The organism is Roseinatronobacter ekhonensis (assembly GCF_900499075.1).
GTDB lineage: Bacteria > Pseudomonadota > Alphaproteobacteria > Rhodobacterales > Rhodobacteraceae > Roseinatronobacter > Roseinatronobacter ekhonensis.
In genome coordinates this window covers 26,940-46,956 of sequence record NZ_UIHC01000024.1, presented here as the reverse complement: position 1 = coordinate 46,956, position 20,017 = coordinate 26,940, and the positions used below count along the sequence as shown (strand labels likewise).

Genomic DNA, 20,017 nt, shown 5'->3' with positions numbered 1-20,017 from the left:
GCAGCGCCTCAAGCGCCACAGCAGCTTTAAACTTGTCTGAAAAGTTCCGTCGCTTTGTCATTCTCGTATCCATTCGTGCGCGTTGGATACATCTTAGCACGCTGTCCAAATTTGCCGGACCACTTCACCCTCGTTGCTGGACCAGTTCACCGCCGGTAATGGTGTTCGCGCAAGCGTACCCGCCAGTGACGAGGCGGTGACGTTTCTGGCGCGGGTGGCGCTTGGGTCTCCGGCCGTTTGTTTGCTCAGGTCGCTGCGCCGTTATGCAAAAGAGCCGTCGCCAGATCTGGCATCGGCCTCTGCCAGTATCGCGCTAGGCTTCCTGACAATGTTCAACCACCGCGAAGTTCGACCTTTGCTACTTTCTGGCGGAGAGGAAGGCGCTTGGTCAAAAGTCATCGACTATTGCGCTGAACATGATCTTCAGGCCGTGCTCGATGAATATTTGTACCAGCTCACCGGAGGAAAACTGACCCCCGAAACCATTCCCGGAAAGCCGCCATACGAGGGGCTGGCTAGGCGAGTAAAAGATGCGGTGGGCCTGCGCACGGCGCAGATTACCGCGCGCAACCCGTTCACAGGCAAAAGCTTCAACATGCCTTCGCATCTCGCGGCCCGTTTTGCTGCAAACGCCGCGAAAGACGGCGAGGGCGGCCAGACGCGCCTGGACACCCTTCGCGAAGCGTTCAACTCGCCCTTCCGCCCCTTCGTTCTCGCATCGACATCCGTTGGGCAGGAAGGTCTGGACTTCCATCACTACTGCCACCGAATCTGGCACTGGAACCTGCCTGGAAGCCCAGCAGACCTGGAGCAACGCGAGGGTCGGGTTCAGCGATATCTCAATCACGCGGTTCGCAGCAACATTGCCACCTGCCAGGTTGCGGCCGCCCGCGAAACCGATGGCCCCGCTTGGCCGGCGATGCTTGCTGCCGCAGAAGAAGAGGCCCAAAACCTGGGCATGTCACGTTTAGGGATGTGCCCGCACTGGCTCTATACTGGCAATCTCGATGCACCTGCCCTCATTGAGTCTATTCTGCCTTTGCCTCCTTTTTCCCGCGAGGCGGGACTTGCACCTTGGTTGATAAAGACCACGGCACTCTATCGGCTTGCCTTCGGGCAGCCGCGCCAGTCAGACCTGCTCGCGATACTCGAAACTTCCGCATCCCAAGATATACAGTCGCTCATGATCCGCTTGGCACCAGGGGATTTTACACACCTACCCGATAGCGACTACACCAACCTGCAAGGAGACGAACAGCATGAAATACCTTGACCACGACGACCCAAAGATCTTCAAAGAATGCGTTTCGGCCATCACGTTGAAAGGCCGCCCGCAAGGGCTTCTGGAAGAGTGGCTTACAGAAGCAGAAATCATCGTTAATGTTGCCCCTGGGCCGCGGAAAGGGCCGAAAGAGGCACGGCCATGGCTTGCCGTGGACGAACTCGATGAAATGCTATGGGCGAGTAAAATCCGTGAGGCCGTGATTGAATCCGACCATCTCGAAACATCATCGGGTCTGTTTATGCTGAGTAATTTGGAGCGGATTACCATCTTCGTTCTAGGCGATTCCTTTGCCGATTCTGATCTCGAGACGTTCCAAAACGCCATAGAAAATTTGGAAAAATTAAGCCATCTCAGTATTGTGGTGGCTCCAAGTGCGCTCGCCTATGCAAAGGAGCACTTCGTGTGGAAACGTTCAGGCGTTACCTATGCCATCGCGACGGAATCTCGCCGCCGCAGTTAAAAACCTCGACATCGGCACCTTATCACCTCCGCGCTCTTACACTTCATCGCCCGCGGGTTTTGACCTGCCCCCCGAGGCTCCCTCATTCAAAACGGGAGTTTGCTTTGGTCAGGTGGCGGATCGTCTTCGCTACTAATTGATGTTTGCTTTTTCTTGTTTCTGGGCTTCGTGCTCGGTTTGGGCTTGCTCTTTTTCGTTGATGCTGTCTGCCCATCATCCTCCGCTTTACTTTCCAAGGGCGCAACTGTCGCGGAAACCATACTTGGCTGCGGTTCTGTCTCGCGATCAACTGCAACTGCAACTGCTTCAGGATTCGCGCCAGAAGGCCCACTTTCGTTATCAATGGCCTCGCTCACAGCGATCGAATGGGGCACCGTAACAGCAGGATTTCCAGGCGAAACTATTTGCATTCCATCCTCGGCTATTTCTTGTTCTTTGTTGCCTTGAAGTAGTGGAATTCCCCAACCAGTTTTGAGATCGGTCTTAGCGATAAGAGCGCCTACAGCAGTACCGGGCAACAACCCACCGAGAGCCAAAAGTGCTGTGGACAATATTAATTTCTGACTGTCAGGCCTGACTTTGGCGACAATATCTGACAGAATATGAAGATCCGAAACTAGTGCTCCAAGATCGGGTTCTTGCCCCGTATTCAAACGCAGCGCATGATGTTCACCGATTGCCACGGCCACAAACTCTGCCATCTCGATGCGGTCGAGAGGAAGTGCCTCAAAAGCATTAGAAAAGGCGGGGTCAGCGTTCTGGAAAAAAGCGGCATTCAACTGTCCGGTCCGCGCACAAGATGTGATGTAGGCTCTGGTCGTTCGACGCCATTCCGCATCATCTTCCGATGCAAGAAGTTCCCTCTGCTCTGCTGCAAGGGCCATATGCATCCACGCTTCAGCAGAAGTTCCGGCAATTTTTTCTCGTAGGTCAGGTTTCTCTGCGAGTAGCCGTGACATTTCAGCGATGCACTTTTTCGAATTTCTAAGAAGTTGCTCTTGCGGGCTTTGCGGATCAGATGGCCAAGGATTTGCCCAAGCCCAAGCCCAGATGCGGCGTGACTGCTGGTCTGCGCTCTCGCTGTTGTAGCGCTTTTTCCAGCTTACCCACGCGTCTTGGATACTTTCTATTGCAAGTTCAAGACTAGCATTCATTCGCTTTGCGGCGGGCGAAAGGAGCCGAGAACTGCGCTCTGACAGCACCTCGAACTTAGTTCCGTCCAAGGGAAGTAAAAGTGTGCCGTTTCCCGAGTCGCGCGGCGGCGTTTCGACATTGGCGATGAGAAAAGCGTCGTCCACAGGCTCGAGATCAGGTGCGAACTGCAGAGACGATTGAAAAGCTGCAGCGGCGCCGTCGCCGTGGCACCATACTAGGCGTTGCGACGCAACGCGAAGCAGACCCTTACTGTTCCAGTTCAGCAACTCAAGAAAAGTGATGACAACGATGTGCCTATTCATTTGATGGCTCCCGGTCAAAAAAACAGCTCGTCGTCTACATTGGTCGGGCGGCGCGGCTTCCACCTTTTCACGACGTCTTCTGGTAAATTGTCGAATGGCGTTTCCATCGCGCCCTGCGAGTGCGACAAGAACAAGTTCTCAAAACTTCTGGTTACGCCAACGAATGATACTGGGCGCTTAAAATGCTCAGATGGAGAAAGGGTGCTATTAGGCCCGCGGTTCAAGCCCGGCAGAAATACATTCTTAAAATCGAGCCCTTTGGCGCTGTGGATCGTCATCAGATAGACATGGGGACCCTTTTCGCCATGGATCAGCGTACCCACCTTGTTACCATAGTAGCTCAAAGGAATGCCTGCAGCTTGCATTGCGTCGTTCATGTTAATGTATCGTTCCGTCAGATCTCGCGGATGTTCAATCGGCAAGTTGATTGATCGCACACGGAAAACTGCTTCGTAGAAAAGCCTCAGATCGTGATGATGGTGAAAAAGCAGTGCCGAGGGGCTACCCGCGCCCGCGCGCACTGTCCATGCCTCGCTCAAAACCCACTCGACCTCTTCTTCCAGGGTGTCAAACTCCACATCCCTGATATCGGCATCTCCCACTTTGACAGGATCTGCTTCAACGATGTTGTCTGCAGCAGGATAAATCGATACTGCAACTCGCTTGAGAGACGGAGTTAAGCGGAATACTTCCCGCAGTTCGTGGACCATCGGATCGAAGACCTGAAGAATGTCATTGTAAGACGCCGTTTCATCATAAATGGACTGAACGAAGTCACCAGCCAGAACAACGTGACGGGACTTGCGTTTTATCTTATCGAGCCAGTCCGCTTGCAGATCTTGAACTTCATCGACAAAAACGTAGTCCGCCTCCCGATCTCCGTACATAAAGCTGTGTACCGTCGAAAACTCGATGCGTTTCATAGTCGCCTCATCGAGCCCCGAGCCCATTAATGCTGTCTTGGTCATTCCAACAAGCGCATGGGTATAGCTCAAAAAAACGATGCGTGATCCAATCCGGTCTGCGGCAACACGTTCAAGGACGTGGGTTAAAAGTACAGATTTCCCGCTCCCCGCGAACCCATTAATGAAATGGTTCCTCGCATCGATACCGCGTGTGATTTCTTGGATAATTGCCGACTGTTGTTGGCCAAGCTTTTCAAACGGAACATACCACCCCAAACCATCAATTTCCTTCTATCGCGGGTCTGGCAAGAGCAGCGAGGTTATCTTCTGAATACGCTGCGGATGTCTGCTGCTTGGGTGAAAGCGTCTTTGCACGAGCTTCAGCTTCCTGAGCAACATCCGTCTGGCCAAGTTCGCGTGATACACTTGCCAGCACGCGGCATCCGCTCTCATCAATATTGTGCGTGCTCAGCTGCTGGCTGAGCTTCTTAGCGGATCGCTCTAGGAGTTCAGTCCCTTCTGAGTCCCCTTTCCTCAACAATACCCGCCCAAGAGCGAGGATAGCGGAGTGGTAGTCCGGCTCATAGCGAAGCGCTTCGCGGAATAATGTTTCCTTCTCGTCCGAACCTTCAACATTGATGGCCAAATTGTAGGCCGCAGCAGCCGAGGGCTCTCTCTCGTAGGCCTTCCGCGCCCACAGTTCCTTTAGTTGATGTTTTCCAGCGCGAGCATAGTTATAAGTGATAGACACAGCAAAGTTGCGCGTCGGATCAAGCTGCTCAGCTTTCTGAAACAGTTCAGCGGCAAGTTGATGATCGCCTGCAGATTCGGCGGCGTTCGCATAAGCAATTACTTTTGCCGCCGGCGGGCGCGGGCCATGTTTCAGAAGCACTTCGTTGAAGGCCTGTTTCGCCTTTAGGAGTCTTGCCTCGGTTTCCGATACGGGTCGGTTGGCCATCGGGTTGAGCATAGCAGTTTTTGCGACGCGATCTCCGATCCGCGCCTCTACCACAAGCAGTTTGTCTCGCGAAATGCTGGCAGAAATTGAAATTCTGGTGCCACGCTGAAAGCCCTTTCGGTCTGGAGAATCGATCACGATCACGCCAAGCAGCTTGTCTGCTGTTGAGACACAGATCGGTATCTCGATGCGTTTCTGCCCCTCGTCTTCCACGATAAGTTCATCACTTATGGTCACTTGGCTGGGCAGCGGAGTGGATGCCGGAAGGATCGTTTCAAACGCGCCACCTCGGACCAACGCGAGGATCGGTTCAGAAGTAATCGGTTGTATGAAGTCAAAGCCACAACCATTGTACCAGTATGAATGCAGAGCCGCACCCTTTGAGACATGGCTTCTAAGATCCTTTGGCACGATCGCTTCGACTGTCCCTCCAAGCGCCTTCATTACAGTATGACGGACGATAGTATTTTCACTGCTGCCACCGATGAAGAGAACGCCGTCTAGATCATCCGCAGTAAGTCCAGACTTTTCCAGAGCATCCTGGACCGGGATAAAAACATGCGCAGTGCGATCGTCCGCTGGCACTGGAAATCGGGTGAATGGCTCGAGCGCAGTGGCAAGGTCAATGAGCGTGGCACCAGGTTTCGGCAGATGGAACTCATCGGCTCCTATCTTGAAGCTTTCAATATCCAGAGCAGTCACCCGCAGGTCACTGGCCTCTCGCAGCCCGTCGGTCGTCTCGATGCCCTTGTCGCGTGCGTGCTCAAGAAGTCGGATCTTCAGTAGCTCTGCTGTGGGCTGAAGCCTTGGCAGGATCCGCTCTTCGATATCCCGTTGGGACGGTTGCACAGGAGCGGACGATTCGATGAGTTGCGGCAGCAGCACCTGACGGGCAAGAGCGAGATCGATATCGTCGCCGCCAAGAGCAGTAAAACGCGAAACCGCCAAGTTTCGAGACACGATCCCCTCCTCACGACTCTCCAGACAAAGCACCGAAATGTCGCAGGTACCGGCGCCAAAATCGTAAACCAGGACGTTGATAGATCGTTCGCGCAGTAGCTCCAGAAGCTTACTGTCGTTCAACCCTCGTGATGTCTCGAAGAGGTAGGAGAGAAAAGCGGCGTTCGGTTCATCTATAAGAGCGACCGAACTGGTAACTATACCCGCGGCTCGCAAAGCTGTCTCCAGATCCTTGCGCTGGTTTGCCTCAAATGAGGCGGGCACAGACACACACCACTCGGGCGTTTTCGGCAATTTTGCGGTATCCAGCGCGGTTTGCACGCCTCTCTTTATGAAGCGGAAGAACATTGCTGCGGCGTCTTGTGCGGACTCGATCTTGTGGCCAGACTTGAGCACACCAGCGCGCACGGCCGTCTCTGGATAAGTTGGACCAAGATCGACGCCTAAACGCATTTTGAACGAAGAAAATACATTTCGCCCTTCGTGGAGAAAAGATCTTTGGCGGAATGCTTCGCGCCCGAACACTAGCCGTTTGTTGACATAGGCGATGACGGTATTGACCAAGTGATTGCGCGTCATTACGCCATCCTGGTCAGGTTGCTCGATGATAAGAGCATCCACCTGTTCAGCTCCGTCCCTTAGTGAGACTGCACTCAGAACGGTAGTCGAGGTGCCAAAATCCATTCCGATGTACGTTTTGTTCTGAAGACTATTTTCAGGCAACAATGGTTCCGGATGGCGCAGCACGGCAAGCGGGCTTTTTCTAGATGATGTTGCAGCTTTTGCGGGCTTCAACATAGATTCCTGATAGAGGAGTTGCTTCGCTGCAGCTCGAAGCTGGTCGGGTAGAATTGAAGACTTGTCGATGCATGCAACGAAATCAGCACTACTTTCAAGGTCACGCGCCTCAATTGCAACTGGAATGCCATCGGCCGGGGAATGTGCATGCCTGTTCCGTATAGCCTTCATCGCTTCCAGAAGATCATGAAACTCCCGTGTCGCGCATTTCTTGACAGTCATCTCCTCACAACTGGCCAAAGCCACCCGAATAAGGGCCGCGAGGTCCAACTGCCCAAGCGACTGCCCCCGCGCTTTCTGAAGGCGATGAGCCTGATATGGATTAAGTTGATCTAAGACGTAGAACTTCCACCATCGATCACCACCTATAGCCGGAAGTGTGTTCGAAAGGAAAACGGAGAGGACTTGCACAATATCCTTCTGAAAAATAGGCCAAGTACTCAAGTAGATTCCCCCAAAGATTTAACAGTAATCTGATTGCTGGCGGTAACCATTACCATCCCCATTTTTTGTACCCACTTTTTGAGAACAAATGGGCGATTTAGTGATGCTTTTTGGGCAGCCTCTCCGAGGAGCGAGCGATGGCGTCCAACGAAGCGCAAGAGGTGAGTGAAATTGATGGTAACTTCCTCCGCGCACAAGAATGGGTCTGCTCGTCTTGCACGTCCACGTCCCCTCTACCGCATCTACCACACTAAATTACCAAGATGAATCACTCTCAGCATTTGCGCAACTAAGCCTAAGCATGGACGATCAATACTCACTGAATCCTGAACGGCGCGATGGATGTCGAGCGGATACTGTTTTCAGACGACGCCACGCCACATCCGAAACCGCCCTTGCCCCGTCACTTCCCGGATCAGACCTCGTGTTTCCATCCACGCGAGGTTGCGCTGGACTGCTGCCCGGCTTGCACCCGTCAGGGTTTCGGCCATTCGGGCGGACAGGAGTGGCCATTCGTTCAGCACCACGCGCAAGGCCCGCGGCGTGCGGCCCGACAACGGACCCATCACAATTTCAGCCCGCGCCGACCAGGCTTCAATATCGTCTAAATGACGCGTCGCGTTTAGAATGGCATTCTCCATACCGTCAAGCCAGCGGACTAGTCGCTCGGCAGGCGGGCCACTAGCACGCAAGCCCCCAGCCCCGCCCATCGCCATCGGCGCGAAGGCCGCCCCTTTTCCCTCGCCGGCCGCGATGCGCCCCGCCGTGACGGCTGCTTCCATCCGGTCGCCTTGCTGTCCGAGGCCCGCGAGGTTCCAGAGGTGAAAGCCCATGCAACTGCGGCTAATCGGATGCAGATCAGCTGCTGCTGCCATCAGGTCGAGCCACCCGCCTGCGCGATCCGCGAACGGCTCGGCATCATCTGACACGTTTTCGGGATCGCGGCGATCGAGAAACGAGGGCAGGTCTGCCTCGGGCACGGGACCGCCCGTCAACCGCCGCACAGCCCATGCGGCACGCGCAAGCGCCCCAATGTCCTCTTGCACGCCCGACAACTGCATGGACATCCAGAGCGCCAGCCGATCCGAGCCGACCCGGTCGCCCACGAACCAACTGAGATCTGCAGCTTCGATAAGGGCGAGCCGATGTCGCCATCCCTCCGGGCCGCGGTGCAACCGGTCGTCCAGCGCGCCGAGCCGACCGGCCACTCGGCCGAGACGGGCGGCATTGCCCGCCTCGGCTTGTCGCCAATCGTCGACGACTGCGGTTTCATGTGGCTCTGACTTTGTTCCGGGCGGCAGATAGTCCGGCTCCTCTTCCATCGGGCCGGGCAGGAACCACAGGTCGTCCTCGGACGTCTGTTCAGGCTCCTCCGCGACCTCAAAAGGATCGTCAAACGTATTATACTCTAAAGGCACCTGAGTCTTCATATCTGCAAAATACGGCACTTCTGCATATTACCCAAGGGTTTTCCAAAGATGTGTCTGCACACCTTATATAGCATGCGCGTGCGACGGCCCGCGAAAGCTCCCTGATCCTGCTGGCTATACTGGAAACCAAGGGGTTTCTGACGAATAGCGCAACAGAGCACGCCCTTGCATTCGTTTACAAACGGTCGTTTATCAGTGATGTATGAAACTGCAAAAGGCCTGTTTTGATGCCATTGATAGGCTACGCGCGCGTTTCAACCGAGGATCAAACCCCCCTGCCCCAGTCGCAGGCCCTGAAATCCGCGGGTTGTGCCGAGATCCATGAAGAACAGGCCTCGGGCGGAAATCGTGCGCGGCCGGTCCTTGCGCGCGTGTTGGAGCGCGTGGTCAAGGGCGACACTCTGGTTGTCGTTCGGATCGACCGACTGGCGCGGTCGCTGTCGCATCTGCTGGAGGTGATCGAGCGGCTGGAGGCCAAGGGTGCTTTCTTCCGCTCGATCCAGGACCCCATCGACACCGGATCCCCGCAGGGCAAGTTCACGCTGCAGGTTCTGGGGGCCGCGGCCGAGTTTGAACGCGCCCTGATCCGGGAACGCACGAAGGCCGGCTTGGCGAGCGCAAGGACCAAAGGACGCGTGGGCGGCAATCCGGGCCTGCGCGCGCGAGACCCTGCTGCTCTTCGCAAGGTGCGGCTGGCGCGACAGGACGGTTACATGGAGCGTCTGAATGAGACCGCGCAAGACTGGGTGCCCCATGTGCGCCGGTTGCGCCCCGACTTGGCCTGGGAGGACGTGTTGCGCATCATCAACGGCCCCTTACCCGAGGCGCGTCGCTGGACCCAAAGCCGCCTAATACGCGCTGTGAAGGCCTATGTCCGCGACGGCTTCCTGCCTGCCGAGGTTCTGGCCCGCGCCGGGCGCCGCGAAACGGACGACCGCCTGCCCGCCATCATCGCCGGCATTAAGGGTACGGACCCCGACATCACGCTTCAGGCGATTTGCACCCGGCTGGAAGCGATGCGCGAGCGCACACCCCGCGGGCGGACAAGCTGGCAGCCTTCGTCGGTGAAAATGCTATTGGAGCGGGCCGAGAAACTGGGGTTGCTTGAGTGACCTTTGGGAATCAGATTCGTTCAGAAGTAGAGAAAGGTCCCTATGGTTATCGCGTATATCTTGGGTCACCACGCCAATGGCACCACAAGCAGTTGTTGAGACGCAGGGAGGAGACGGCGTAAGTTATTGTATTATGTGTATTTTTTTCTGCGGGACCGCCGTGTCCGAGAAATCTCTTGCCCGTCAAGGCTTTTAGTGACATTTTTCCAGAAGAACGCAAGCCATCAGTTTCGGTCGGTTTCGCGTTCTTTCTCAAATTAGACCCGAAACACGGGCAGCGAGACGAGCATGAACGAGCAGCGGATTCGAATGGATCAAAAGATCCAGGCCATGGCAACACGTCTGAGTAAGTCGCTCGATGTGAACATGCGCAAGTCCTTTCTACCAGATGAGCGAAAGGCCTTGCGGCGTTTCAGTTCAACAGAGGTTGCCCAAGTCCTTGGGGTCAGCCAAGACTTTCTAAGGAAGATGTTCTTCGAAGACAGGCTCAATCTAGGCGAGATCGAGACAGACGCCCGCGGCCGTAGGTTCTACACGGCAGAGCAAATCGACATCGCCCGTCATGAGATTGCAGCGTCAAGCACAAAGTTCCATCACATCGTACCTCGCCGCCGAGATGGGGAGCAAATCCAGATCATCTCTATCGCCAATTTCAAAGGCGGAGCGGGCAAGACGACAACGGCAATTCATCTGGCACAAAAACTGGCCCTAGATGGATACCGAGTCATGGCAATTGACCTAGACCCTCAGGCATCCATGACCACCATGTTCGGTTTCCGGCCGGAGCTAGATTTTCCTGAAGTAGGCACCGTCTATGATGCCCTTCGCTATGAGGATCCCGTCCCTTTCCGAGATATTTTGCTCAAGACATACTTCCACAATCTTGACCTGGCACCGGCCGGTTTGCTTTTGTCCGAGTTCGAAACGGAAACTGCACATGCCCTTCGGAACAACATCCGTCCGCCGTTCTATCAGAGGCTTGCCCTGTGCATAAATGAGGTCGAAGCCGACTACGACGTTGTCGTCATCGACTGTCCTCCCCAGCTCGGATTTACGACACTCTCTGCCTTGGTTGCATCAACTTCGCTGATCGTGACTGTCATCCCGAGCATGCTTGATGTGGCCTCTATGGCGCAGTTCCTGCAGCTCACGTCCAGCCTAATGGCAACAATCGCAGATGTAGGTGCTTCTCCAGACTGGGACTTCATGCGATTCCTGATCACACGCTTTGAGCCGAATGACGGCCCCCAAACACAGATGGCAGCTTTTCTTCGGACAATGTTCACCGATGATGTACTCACACAGCCATTCCTGAAGTCTTCTGCTGTTTCGGATGCGGGCCTTACCCAACAGACGCTCTACGAAATTGCAAGATCCGATTTTCACCGGCAGACCTATGATAGGGCAATTGAATCCATCAACGGGGTCGTTGACGAGGTTGAAGGTCTTATCGGGACCGCATGGGGGCGCAAATAATGGCCCGCAAAGTTACATTCGACATTCCTGACGACGAGGAAAAAGTGGAAGATCCCTCCTTTTCCTCCACCCAAGCCCAGTCCAGAGCCCCTGCCCTTTCCGGCATGGCCCGTTCCCTTCAAGATGCAGCACAATCTTCCATTCAGGAGATCAGTACGGATCTGATCGATGACTCTGAGTTCAAGGATCGTCTTTCACTAGATGACGATCAAGAGATCCGGGAACTTGCCGAGAGTATCGAGAAACAAGGCCAGCTAATCCCAATACTCATCAGCCCGACAGGACGCCGATACAGGGTAATCTACGGGCGTAGACGTCTCGCAGCGCTTCGCCTGATCGGAAAGCCAGCAAAGGCCCTGATCAGATCCCTCGATGAAGATCAGGCTATTCTTGCTCAGGGACAAGAAAACAGCTTCCGCAAGGACCTTAGCTGGATCGAAAAGGCCCTATTCGCACGTTTTCTCCTGGATTCCGGGAAAGATGAAGGATTGGTCTGTGATGCCCTGAATATCGACCAGAAGGCGCGGCGCGGCGGGGCTAAGCTCACCGGCCTCGCCCGGATGAAGCAAGTCACATCCTGCATTCCCACAGAGATCATAGAAGCAATTGGACCTGCCTCGGGGGTTGGTCGTGATCGCTGGTATGCGGCTGCGAAATCCTACGAAAGCCTCGGGTTTCCGGCCGGAAACCAGAACTTCACGGCAGAAATTTTGAAATCCAAAGATGCCGGGAACGGTTCGGACAAGCGATTCGCCACCTTTGAGGTAATGATGCGGAGGCAAAAACCTCCTTCCCTCTCAGCGATCGCGACAGACTACGGCTCTGTAAAGATCACCAAAAGGAACGTGGTCATTACCGTTAAGAGCAGTGAAAACGGACTTCATGCATGGATATCAGAGAACCCGAAGGCCGCCTTAGCGGCTTTGGCTGCCGCGCGAGCGGCGGACAAGAGTGCGGGTATGAGTGCCACAATCGACACCAACGAGGTGGATAGGAGCCAAACCGTCCTGCCGAAGCCCACAAGTGGTGATCCTGACGATTTTTCAAATTTGGCCGCCCCGACATCGGAGGATCTCGACGTCGAGGACACGTAACCAAAGACAACAAAAACAGAGCCGAAAGGAGGACACGTCAGAAAAGGAAAGACCCCCCGAAAGCAACGCTTCCGAAGGGCCTCAATTAGCTTCGACACCTGATTGATACCCCGAAGGCGAATCGATTTCAACACCGTTCGCGGTGAACGGGGAAGCTTTTTCTGTCAAAATCATCATGAGACAGGTATTTTCTCACACCCCCGCCTTGGCGGAACGATCTTCTGTACTCAGTACAAACCCGTACAGGGTCATCGAACCGATCCGAGTGCTTCGCAAAGAACTCGGGCTAACACCAAATGATCTAGTAACGCTTCAGGCCTTGATCAGCTTCATGCCGAAGAAGGCTGGACAAGTGGCTTCAATGACCATTGTCTTCCCCTCAAACGCGTCCTTGTCGGAGCGAACGAACGGCCTGAACGAGAGAACGATCCGGCGGTGTATCGGACACCTCGTGGATGCGGGGCTGATCCGCCGCAGGGATAGCGCAACCCGGAAGCGGTTCCCTCTTCGCTACGGTGGATTGATCAGAGATGCATTTGGCTTCGATTTGCAGCCAATGTTTGAACGGGAAAGAGAGCTCACCGAACACGCAGAACAGCTTGTGGACGATCAGGAAAAGCTACGGTCACTTAAGGCCGAGGCACTGGCTCTTCGTGTCGAAGCTCTGCGTCAAGCAAAGGATGAGGAGACAGTCTCGTTTCTCCAAAAAGTGCGCAACATCCTACGGCGTGCCACTCTGAAAGCCGAAGAGATCATAGAACTCATCAAGAAATTGGCAGAGTTGACCGGAGTAGAAATCAAAGAGTTTCCGGCCGGAAACCACGACGCTCACGCACTGATGCCCGACGAAATGTCCGGCGACGACGGACAAAATGTCCGGCACGTAGAACCCACAAGATTGAATATAAAAAAGGATGCGATAGGTGGTCACACCAGCTCTGATTACCGGGAACGAGGAGACCCAACCACTATGGCTTGGGAAGACCTAAAAAACGTGTCAGAGTTTTTCCCCAATGAACCAAGAGACCATCAATCGGTTATAAGGATTTTGGCAGACGTAGGGAAGTTGCTAAGAATAGGACAAGACAAAATCTTAAAACATCTCAGAGAACACGGCCCAGGACGGCTTCTTCTTGCACTCGACGAGATGCTTCTGAGGGCCAGCTCAGGGCATGTGAGAAATACCAACGCCTACTTCGACGCAATGATGAGGCAAGGAATGTGATAGCAAACTTGCAACGAGATGGGCATTACCGACCACTATCAAGGAAGCCAATGACGGCGACACTTAGCAACCTCCATACGGAAAAGCGTCAACACCGCGGTGGTCAGAGAATCAACACGAATCTTTATGAACATCAAGATGACGGCGCGCTAAGCAAGCTTTCTTACATCCGGGACAGTCGGCCTTCGTCATCCACAACGTCAAGTCTGCATCCTTCGCCAGTCCAGCGCCACAGCACAATGTTGTTGTCTACCGCCGATGTGCCCTTAGCAAAGCTTCGGATCAGAAGGCCCGCAAAGCCGTCAGTGATGAGACTGGCGGCAAAGTCCTGCGTCGGAACAGTTTGCCCATCGAGCATCCTTGCGCGCCAGCCCGGATCTGCGAGTGTGCCTTTTGTCATTCCGTATTGCGCAACTGCGTCTGCGTTGCGGGTATCAAGAATCGGGCCAAGGTCGGCAGCGTAGGACACAAGGATCGTGGGCTGCAGGCTTCCCACCTGGTTGGCTTCGCGCAACGCCGTGGTTGGGTCGAGCGCGGTGTAGAGGGCCGGGGTGCCCTTCGCGTTGAATCGCCCTCCATAGAGTTCAGCACCACGCCCAGAGAGAGGTTCACGCGCATAGACAGGGTTGAGGGCGCGGTAGAGCGGACCTGTATAACGCCCAGCGTTAAGAGGCATCAGGCAAACACGCCTGCGTCGACCGCGTCTATGTATTCGAGAACCTGCTGCGCCTTGCCGTCCTGCACCAACTGCATCGCGGTCCGGCCGTCAAACCCGGGCAGGGGCTCTGAGCGATACCAGGCATAAGCCATCAGTTCCGACCCGAACCGCGGCTCGACCTTGTTGAGCACTTCGACCAGTTCGCGCAAACGGCGCTGTGTCTTGTCCGAGCTGATACGGCTCCGCCGCTGCATGGCATCCTTGCCAAGACCAACCGTCATTGCGATCTCCTCTGCCGAGGTGCGCAGCGCTGCTGCGATCTTGCGCGGTTCAAACTGTCCGCCTTCTGCAAAGTTTGTGATGTGCATAACGTTACTCCATACGGTCATTATGACGGTATATAGCGGCAATATTACCGAATATCAAGTCAACAGCAGTGAACTCCGCGTTTCTCCCAAGAAATTCATGTCCCGGTAACACGCACATCTTGGAAAATGCCGCAGGTCTTGGTGCTTTGAGCACTGCCTGAGACGTATATTTGAAGAAGCTGCCAGCCCTGTCGGTTCTGCCCGCCAAAAAGTGAAAGTGTCCTTCGGGTTTTGTGACTGACGGATGAGGGCCTTTGGGGTCCCTCAAATGGGTCCGGGCCGGATTCCGGTCTGTCTTTCTTGACGAAGGGCATTCCCATGCAAACAGGTGTCTTGCGCGTGTTGCGCGCGACCGCTGCCTCCTGGTGGCGGCACAAGGAATTGCGCCGAACCGGCAAGACCGAGCTGGCGCGGCGGCTCGAACGCGAGACTGTGTTGCGCGATCTCGGCTATCTCAGGCAGGCGGCGACATTGCCGGACGCGCATGTGATCTGCGGACATGGCGGGACGTTCATCCATCTCGGTTGGACCACCGTGTCCACGCTCGCGCCGATCGAGCGCTTGCCCTTGGCCGCTCTTGCGGTCGCACGAAGGACGCCCTTCATCGATATCCGACCCGTCACCGATGTGATCGCCTTCGCGAACCTGCCCCGCGTGCCGCGGGACGGATCGATCGACCCTGAATCTTGGGGTCCCGGCAGGTCCATCCCACTGACCACCTACATCGACATGGTCGAAAAGCTCGGTGCGAGGATCGCCAACGACCCGCGCACCCGTCGGTCAACCTGAATCCCATTCTCTCTCATCAACACACGAAAGGACGCCAGCCATGGCCCGATCCCGCACGCCCAAATTCGATGCCTCCGAGGTCATCACAAACGAAATCATCCGCATCATCGAGCGCGGCGTCCTGCCGTGGCGCAAGCCCTGGACGGCAGGTGGCAGCTCTCGTCCCCTGCGCGTGGGCGGTGAGCCCTACCTGGGGGTGAACAACTTCCTGCTGACCATGCGGACCGTGATGGCAGGCCACAGCTCGCCCTTCTGGATGACGCTGCCGCAGGCCAATGCGTTGGACGCAAAGGTCCGCAAGGGCGAAAAGTCCTCCGTCGTGGTGTATTACGGCCAAAGTCGGAAAGGCGCCGATAACGACGACGACTGCGGCGATGGCGATGATCACTCCGAGGAGGCTCGGATCTTCCGCTTCCAGAAATCATATCGCGTGTTCAATGGCTGCCAGATCGAGGGTCTGCCCGACAGCTTCTACCCAGACCCGGAGCCAACGCCCGAACATCCCCCTGCAGAGCCCATCCCGTATATGCAGACATTCTTCGATGCGATCGACATCACCACGGTATTCGCGGGCGGCGAGGCCTACTACCTGCCGCCGGTGGACAAGGTTTACATGCCGCAGGTCACGCGGTTTCAGGACCCGCGCAATTTCTACGGGGTCTGGGCGCATGAGCTTGCCCATGCCACGAAAGCCCCGCATCGGCTGAACCGCGATTATGGCCTCTCGCGGTTCGGCAATACTTCTTATGCCCGCGAAGAGATTGTGGCCGAGTTGACCTCCTGTTTCCTGGGACAGGAGCTTGGGTTCACGGCGCATACGCTCGAGATGAATGCCGCTTACCTCTACAACTGGCTGCGCGTTTTGCGCTCGGACAAAACCGCGATCTTCAAGCACGCCGCGGATGCGCAGCGCGCCTGTGACTACCTGATCGCCAGCTCGGAGGCGGGCAGGGCAGGGGGCAGCGCCGAGGCTGCCTGATAACACCCCGCAAACGGAGATTCCCATGTCACACAAGGACCCAAAGACGCTGCGGGTCGCCTGTTTCCCTGGTGGTCACCGCAGGATCATCACCTTCGAACGCGGTGCCTATTGGTGGAGCCAGTCCGAGGGTGCTTATCCGCTCTCGGCAGCGCTTGAGAGCATCACGGAAAAGGGCGGCTGGATCGAAACCATCCCCAACCCGAACTACAGAGGCAGACGGCTGTTCGGGTAAGGCACCTTCGGCCTCGGTTCTTCCGCCACGTGGAAAAGAAAAAGCAGGCTTTGAGAAGGGTGTTTCAACTTCTCAAAGGAGAGCCCCATGACCAGTACCGCTCAATCCCAGACAGACCGCCCGGACCCGACCGTAATCGCCGCACAGAACGACGCGTTCCGCCAGCTCGCCTGTCTCGGCATCCCGCCCGCGCAGCCCATCCAGGGCCGCATGCATGTCACCCGTTCGCTCATGGAGGCCGATGATGGCTTCATGGCGGAGGCAGTAAAGGCCACGGGCACGTTCGAGACGTTTGAGCCCGAAAACGACCCCGAAGGCTGGCACGATTTCGGGGCGGTCGAGATCCGGGGTGAGACCGTGTTCTGGAAAATCGATCTCTACGAGGCTGACTCGGATTTCCGATACGGGGCCGAGACCCCGGACAACCCCGCGACCACCATGCGCGTGCTGACCATCATGCTGGCGCGCGACTGGTAGGGCAGGGGGCAGCCTCAATCCTACACCTCCGACACTCAAGGCCCGCTGACCCTCAAAGGGCAAAGCAGGCCTTTTGTCGTTTTGATCCCCGAACCCGGGGATTGGTCGCGCGGATGATCGCGCAGACCGTTTCATACCTATCGAAAAGGACATCCCATGACCGCAAACTTTGCCCCTTTCACTGTCGCAATTGGCGAGCTAATTGCGCATCCCGCCAATGTGCGTAGCAAATCCCCGGAAACCTATGACCCCGAGAACATCGCGCATCTCAAAGCCAGCATCGCCGTGCTGGGCCTGCTCCAGCCGCTCCTGGTCCAGAAGATCGATGGTAAATACGCCGTGCTCGCCGGCGGCCGGCGTCACGCCGCGCTGAAGGAGCTGGTCGCTGACAAGGCTGCCAAGGGGTTCACCGCGAAGACCAAGGTGGACTGCCGACTTGTTCCGGACGATTGCGACGTGACCACAGCCCTGTCGCTCGCTGAGAACGTCACCCAGGCACCGATGAACGCGATCGACGAGTTCGAGGCCTTCGCCCGGATGATGGAGGTCGACGGCCAGACGCCCGAGACGATCGCCAAAACATTCGGCACGACCGTCGCTGCCGTGAAAGGCCGGTTGCGCTACGGCCTGATCCACCCCGACATCCGCGCCGCGGCCCGGGCCAAGGTGATCACGCTCGACACGATGAAGGCTTTCGCCGAGCACCCGAGCCAGGAGGCGCAGCGCGAGGTCTTCGAGGCGCTTACGAAAGACGGCGGCTATCTGCAGGCCTATACCGTCCGTCAGTCGCTCAAATCCCGCGGGGTGCAGGTCAGCGACGATATCGGGGCCTTCGTGCGCGAAGACTACGTGGCACGAGGCGGCGCTGTCGCGGCTGATCTTCTGGAAGAGCATTCCGTGCTCGAGGATGCGGCGCTGGTTGAGACCATCCTGCTCGAGAAGCTCGGTGCCGCCGCCGAGGACGCCCGTATGAGGCTGGGCTTTGCCTGGGCGGATGCGATGGTGCGCTATGATTACGCGACCATGGCCGACTTCGGTCGCGTCTATCCCGGCCCGATCGAGCCGGATGAGGCCGCCCAGAAGCGCATCGATGAGATCACCGCCGAGCTCGAGAAACTGCAGCTCGAGATGGAGGACGAGGGGCTCGAGGAGGACGCCTACACTGCTCTCGACGACCGCGTGGACGCCCTGGAAGAGGAAGCCCGCGACCTGCAGGAGGCCTACAGCGCCGAGGACCTCGCGCGCTCTGGGGTGATTGCGTCGTGGTCGGGCGGTAAGGTCACGCTCCATGTGGGACTCGTGCGCCCCGAGGACACCGTGAAAGAGGAGGGCGCGCGCGGCTCCTCGAGTAACCAGACGGGGGAGGAGGCCCCGGACGCTGGCGAGATCAGCTACCCGGCCTCGCTGGCTGAGGATCTCAAGACAGAGCGGGCCATGGCCCTTGGCGCCGCGATGGCGCTGCATCCGGAGGCCACGCTTGACCTGACGCTCTTCAAGCTGGTGAGTGACGTTCTGTACAGCGGAATGGCCGTGACGCAGGCGATCAAGATCGAGGCCCGCAAAGAATACCGCAACCACGCCAAGATGGACGAGATCGACGAGACCTCGCTCGAGCAGGTGGCGGCAGCGCATGATGCGCTTGATCTGTCCTGGCTCGATGACGCCCGCGCGCCCGCCGATCAGTTCGCGGCGTTTCGCGCGCTCGATGCGGGTGAGAAGGCCAAGCTCGTGGCCTATGCCACGGCCAGCACCACGCAGTCCTGCTTCGCGCGGGATCCTAGGCGCGACAGCCTGATGCATGAGTTCGAGATCGAGGTCATGCCCGACATTCGCGCACATTGGACGCCGAACGCGGCGCTGTTCAACCGCTTCAAGAAGGCCTGGCTCCTGAAGATCCTTGGCGAGGATCTGGGTCTCGCCCAGGAGGCGGTAACGCTGGCCTCGTCGAGCAAGAAGGAGATCGTCGCCTTCTGCGACAAGCTCTTTGCCGAGCCCTTCGCCACGCTCACGGACGCGCAGCGCGCTGCGGTGGCCGCCTGGTGCCCGCCCATGATGCAGACCGCCGGTGTCGCCTGTGATGAGACGGCGCCCATCGTGGAAACCCCGGAACCTGACGGAGAGGTCGCGCAGGCGGCCTGACGCATCACGCGACCCGCGCGAAACATTCCGCCCGCGCGGGTCGACCCTCTCACACCCAACCGAAAGACATCCCCATGGCTATTCTCAAGTTCTCTGCCTCCGCAGTCGCGGCGCAGATCGCTCATGCGCGCGCCTGCAAGACCTTCCTGCCCAACTGGAACGGGCCCATTGATCGGCCTGCCTTGATCCTCATCGTCGGCAATGGCGTGCATCTGCGCTCGAACGGCATCGATGGCACGACCACCCGCATCGTCACCACCGAGCAGGCCGATCCCTCCTTCGCCTTCGCCGATGGCATGAACCCGTTTCGCGATACGGATTGGATGGCGCAACGGCGCATCGCATTCCGCGATCTGACCGGCCAGTTCTACACCGACATCCTCGATGATGTGCAGGTGCTCATAGACCGGGGGCAGGGGACGATCCGGCTCGCCACAGATGGCCACAGCATCCGTGTCTTCGTGCGCCGGGCCTCGGACTATCTCATCGGCGGGACCTACGAGGTGCCCTCGGGCCTTGGCGGTACCTTCCGGGTCATCCTCAAGGATGCCTGCGATACCTTCGCGATCGTGCAGAACTGCGGTAATTGCGAGGATTTCGACGCGATGCAGCCCTATCGCGTACCGCTCGATGCGCTGATGGAGATCGATGACCGGAGGGCGGCATAACGCGCCCTTTCTCAAACAAGCATCGCCAATACCCTGCCGGGCCTGCGGCCCTCTCGGGACATTGGCGACAACAATTTTCCCCAATGAGAGAAAGGACTCT

At 57.0% G+C, this 20,017-nt stretch carries 18 protein-coding genes; 12 read left to right on the top strand and 6 right to left on the bottom strand.

Annotated elements, in window-relative coordinates:
- The first annotated feature begins 133 nt into the window (after positions 1-133).
- Positions 134-1,273, top strand: coding sequence for a helicase-related protein (locus ROE7235_RS11945; RefSeq protein WP_220669563.1), 1,140 nt, complete (start codon positions 134-136; stop codon positions 1,271-1,273).
- Positions 1,260-1,745: a hypothetical protein gene (locus tag ROE7235_RS11940; protein WP_121095756.1), complete on the top strand. Its 486-nt coding sequence runs from the start codon at positions 1,260-1,262 to the stop codon at positions 1,743-1,745. Before ROE7235_RS11945 ends, ROE7235_RS11940 begins: the two co-directional genes overlap by 14 nt.
- 86 nt (positions 1,746-1,831) lie before the next feature.
- On the opposite strand, the gene ROE7235_RS11935 is transcribed toward ROE7235_RS11940, so the two are convergent.
- The 4 genes from ROE7235_RS11935 to ROE7235_RS11920 form a co-directional block, all read right to left on the bottom strand.
- Entirely contained in the window at positions 1,832-3,202 is a 1,371-nt protein-coding gene (locus tag ROE7235_RS11935; protein ID WP_121095755.1) for a hypothetical protein, read from the bottom strand.
- Between the two features lie 14 nt (positions 3,203-3,216).
- Positions 3,217-4,383, bottom strand: a complete 1,167-nt coding sequence (locus ROE7235_RS11930) for a 3'-5' exonuclease (RefSeq protein WP_121095754.1) — start codon at positions 4,381-4,383, stop codon at positions 3,217-3,219.
- A 4-nt stretch (positions 4,384-4,387) separates the two neighbouring features.
- Entirely contained in the window at positions 4,388-7,267 is a 2,880-nt protein-coding gene (locus tag ROE7235_RS11925) for an Hsp70 family protein (RefSeq protein ID WP_121095753.1), read from the bottom strand.
- 362 nt (positions 7,268-7,629) lie between these two features.
- Positions 7,630-8,697, bottom strand: a complete 1,068-nt coding sequence (locus tag ROE7235_RS11920; protein ID WP_121095760.1) for a hypothetical protein — start codon at positions 8,695-8,697, stop codon at positions 7,630-7,632.
- 227 nt (positions 8,698-8,924) lie between these two features.
- Between ROE7235_RS11920 and ROE7235_RS11915 the strand changes: the two genes are divergently transcribed.
- From ROE7235_RS11915 to ROE7235_RS11900, 4 genes are all read left to right on the top strand, one after another.
- Entirely contained in the window at positions 8,925-9,809 is an 885-nt protein-coding gene (locus ROE7235_RS11915; RefSeq protein ID WP_121095752.1) for a recombinase family protein, read from the top strand.
- A 288-nt stretch (positions 9,810-10,097) separates the two neighbouring features.
- Positions 10,098-11,285: a plasmid partitioning protein RepA gene (gene repA, locus ROE7235_RS11910; RefSeq protein WP_019956879.1), complete on the top strand. Its 1,188-nt coding sequence runs from the start codon at positions 10,098-10,100 to the stop codon at positions 11,283-11,285.
- Positions 11,285-12,379 carry a plasmid partitioning protein RepB gene (repB, locus tag ROE7235_RS11905; protein ID WP_245963948.1) on the top strand — a complete coding sequence of 365 codons (1,095 nt, stop codon included), beginning with the start codon at positions 11,285-11,287 and terminating at the stop codon, positions 12,377-12,379. Before repA ends, repB begins: the two co-directional genes overlap by 1 nt.
- A gap of 175 nt (positions 12,380-12,554) precedes the next feature.
- On the top strand, positions 12,555-13,604 hold the full coding sequence (locus ROE7235_RS11900; RefSeq protein WP_121095759.1) for a helix-turn-helix domain-containing protein: 1,050 nt from the start codon (positions 12,555-12,557) through the stop codon (positions 13,602-13,604).
- A 163-nt stretch (positions 13,605-13,767) separates the two neighbouring features.
- On the opposite strand, the gene ROE7235_RS11895 is transcribed toward ROE7235_RS11900, so the two are convergent.
- Positions 13,768-14,280, bottom strand: a complete 513-nt coding sequence (locus ROE7235_RS11895) for an RES family NAD+ phosphorylase (protein ID WP_121095750.1) — start codon at positions 14,278-14,280, stop codon at positions 13,768-13,770.
- Positions 14,280-14,630, bottom strand: coding sequence for an MbcA/ParS/Xre antitoxin family protein (locus tag ROE7235_RS11890; protein WP_074788326.1), 351 nt, complete (start codon positions 14,628-14,630; stop codon positions 14,280-14,282). The genes ROE7235_RS11895 and ROE7235_RS11890 overlap by 1 nt, the downstream gene beginning before the upstream one ends.
- Before the next feature lie 318 nt (positions 14,631-14,948).
- Between ROE7235_RS11890 and ROE7235_RS11885 the strand changes: the two genes are divergently transcribed.
- The 6 genes from ROE7235_RS11885 (at position 14,949) to ROE7235_RS11860 (ending at position 19,917) form a co-directional block, all read left to right on the top strand.
- A complete protein-coding gene (locus ROE7235_RS11885; RefSeq protein ID WP_074788325.1) occupies positions 14,949-15,419 on the top strand; it encodes a hypothetical protein in 471 nt (156 codons plus the stop codon).
- A 40-nt stretch (positions 15,420-15,459) separates the two neighbouring features.
- Complete coding sequence (locus ROE7235_RS11880; protein ID WP_074788324.1) at positions 15,460-16,398, top strand: ArdC family protein; 939 nt, start codon at positions 15,460-15,462, stop codon at positions 16,396-16,398.
- 25 nt (positions 16,399-16,423) lie between these two features.
- Entirely contained in the window at positions 16,424-16,633 is a 210-nt protein-coding gene (locus ROE7235_RS11875; protein ID WP_074788323.1) for a DUF6330 family protein, read from the top strand.
- Between the two features lie 87 nt (positions 16,634-16,720).
- A complete protein-coding gene (locus tag ROE7235_RS11870) occupies positions 16,721-17,110 on the top strand; it encodes a DUF3768 domain-containing protein (protein WP_074788322.1) in 390 nt (129 codons plus the stop codon).
- 156 nt (positions 17,111-17,266) lie between these two features.
- The gene (locus ROE7235_RS11865; RefSeq protein ID WP_085880494.1) at positions 17,267-19,249 is read left to right on the top strand and encodes a ParB/RepB/Spo0J family partition protein; all 1,983 of its coding nucleotides are present in this window, start codon (positions 17,267-17,269) and stop codon (positions 19,247-19,249) included.
- 74 nt (positions 19,250-19,323) lie between these two features.
- Positions 19,324-19,917: a regulator gene (locus ROE7235_RS11860; RefSeq protein WP_092892257.1), complete on the top strand. Its 594-nt coding sequence runs from the start codon at positions 19,324-19,326 to the stop codon at positions 19,915-19,917.
- Positions 19,918-20,017: the final 100 nt, after the last annotated feature.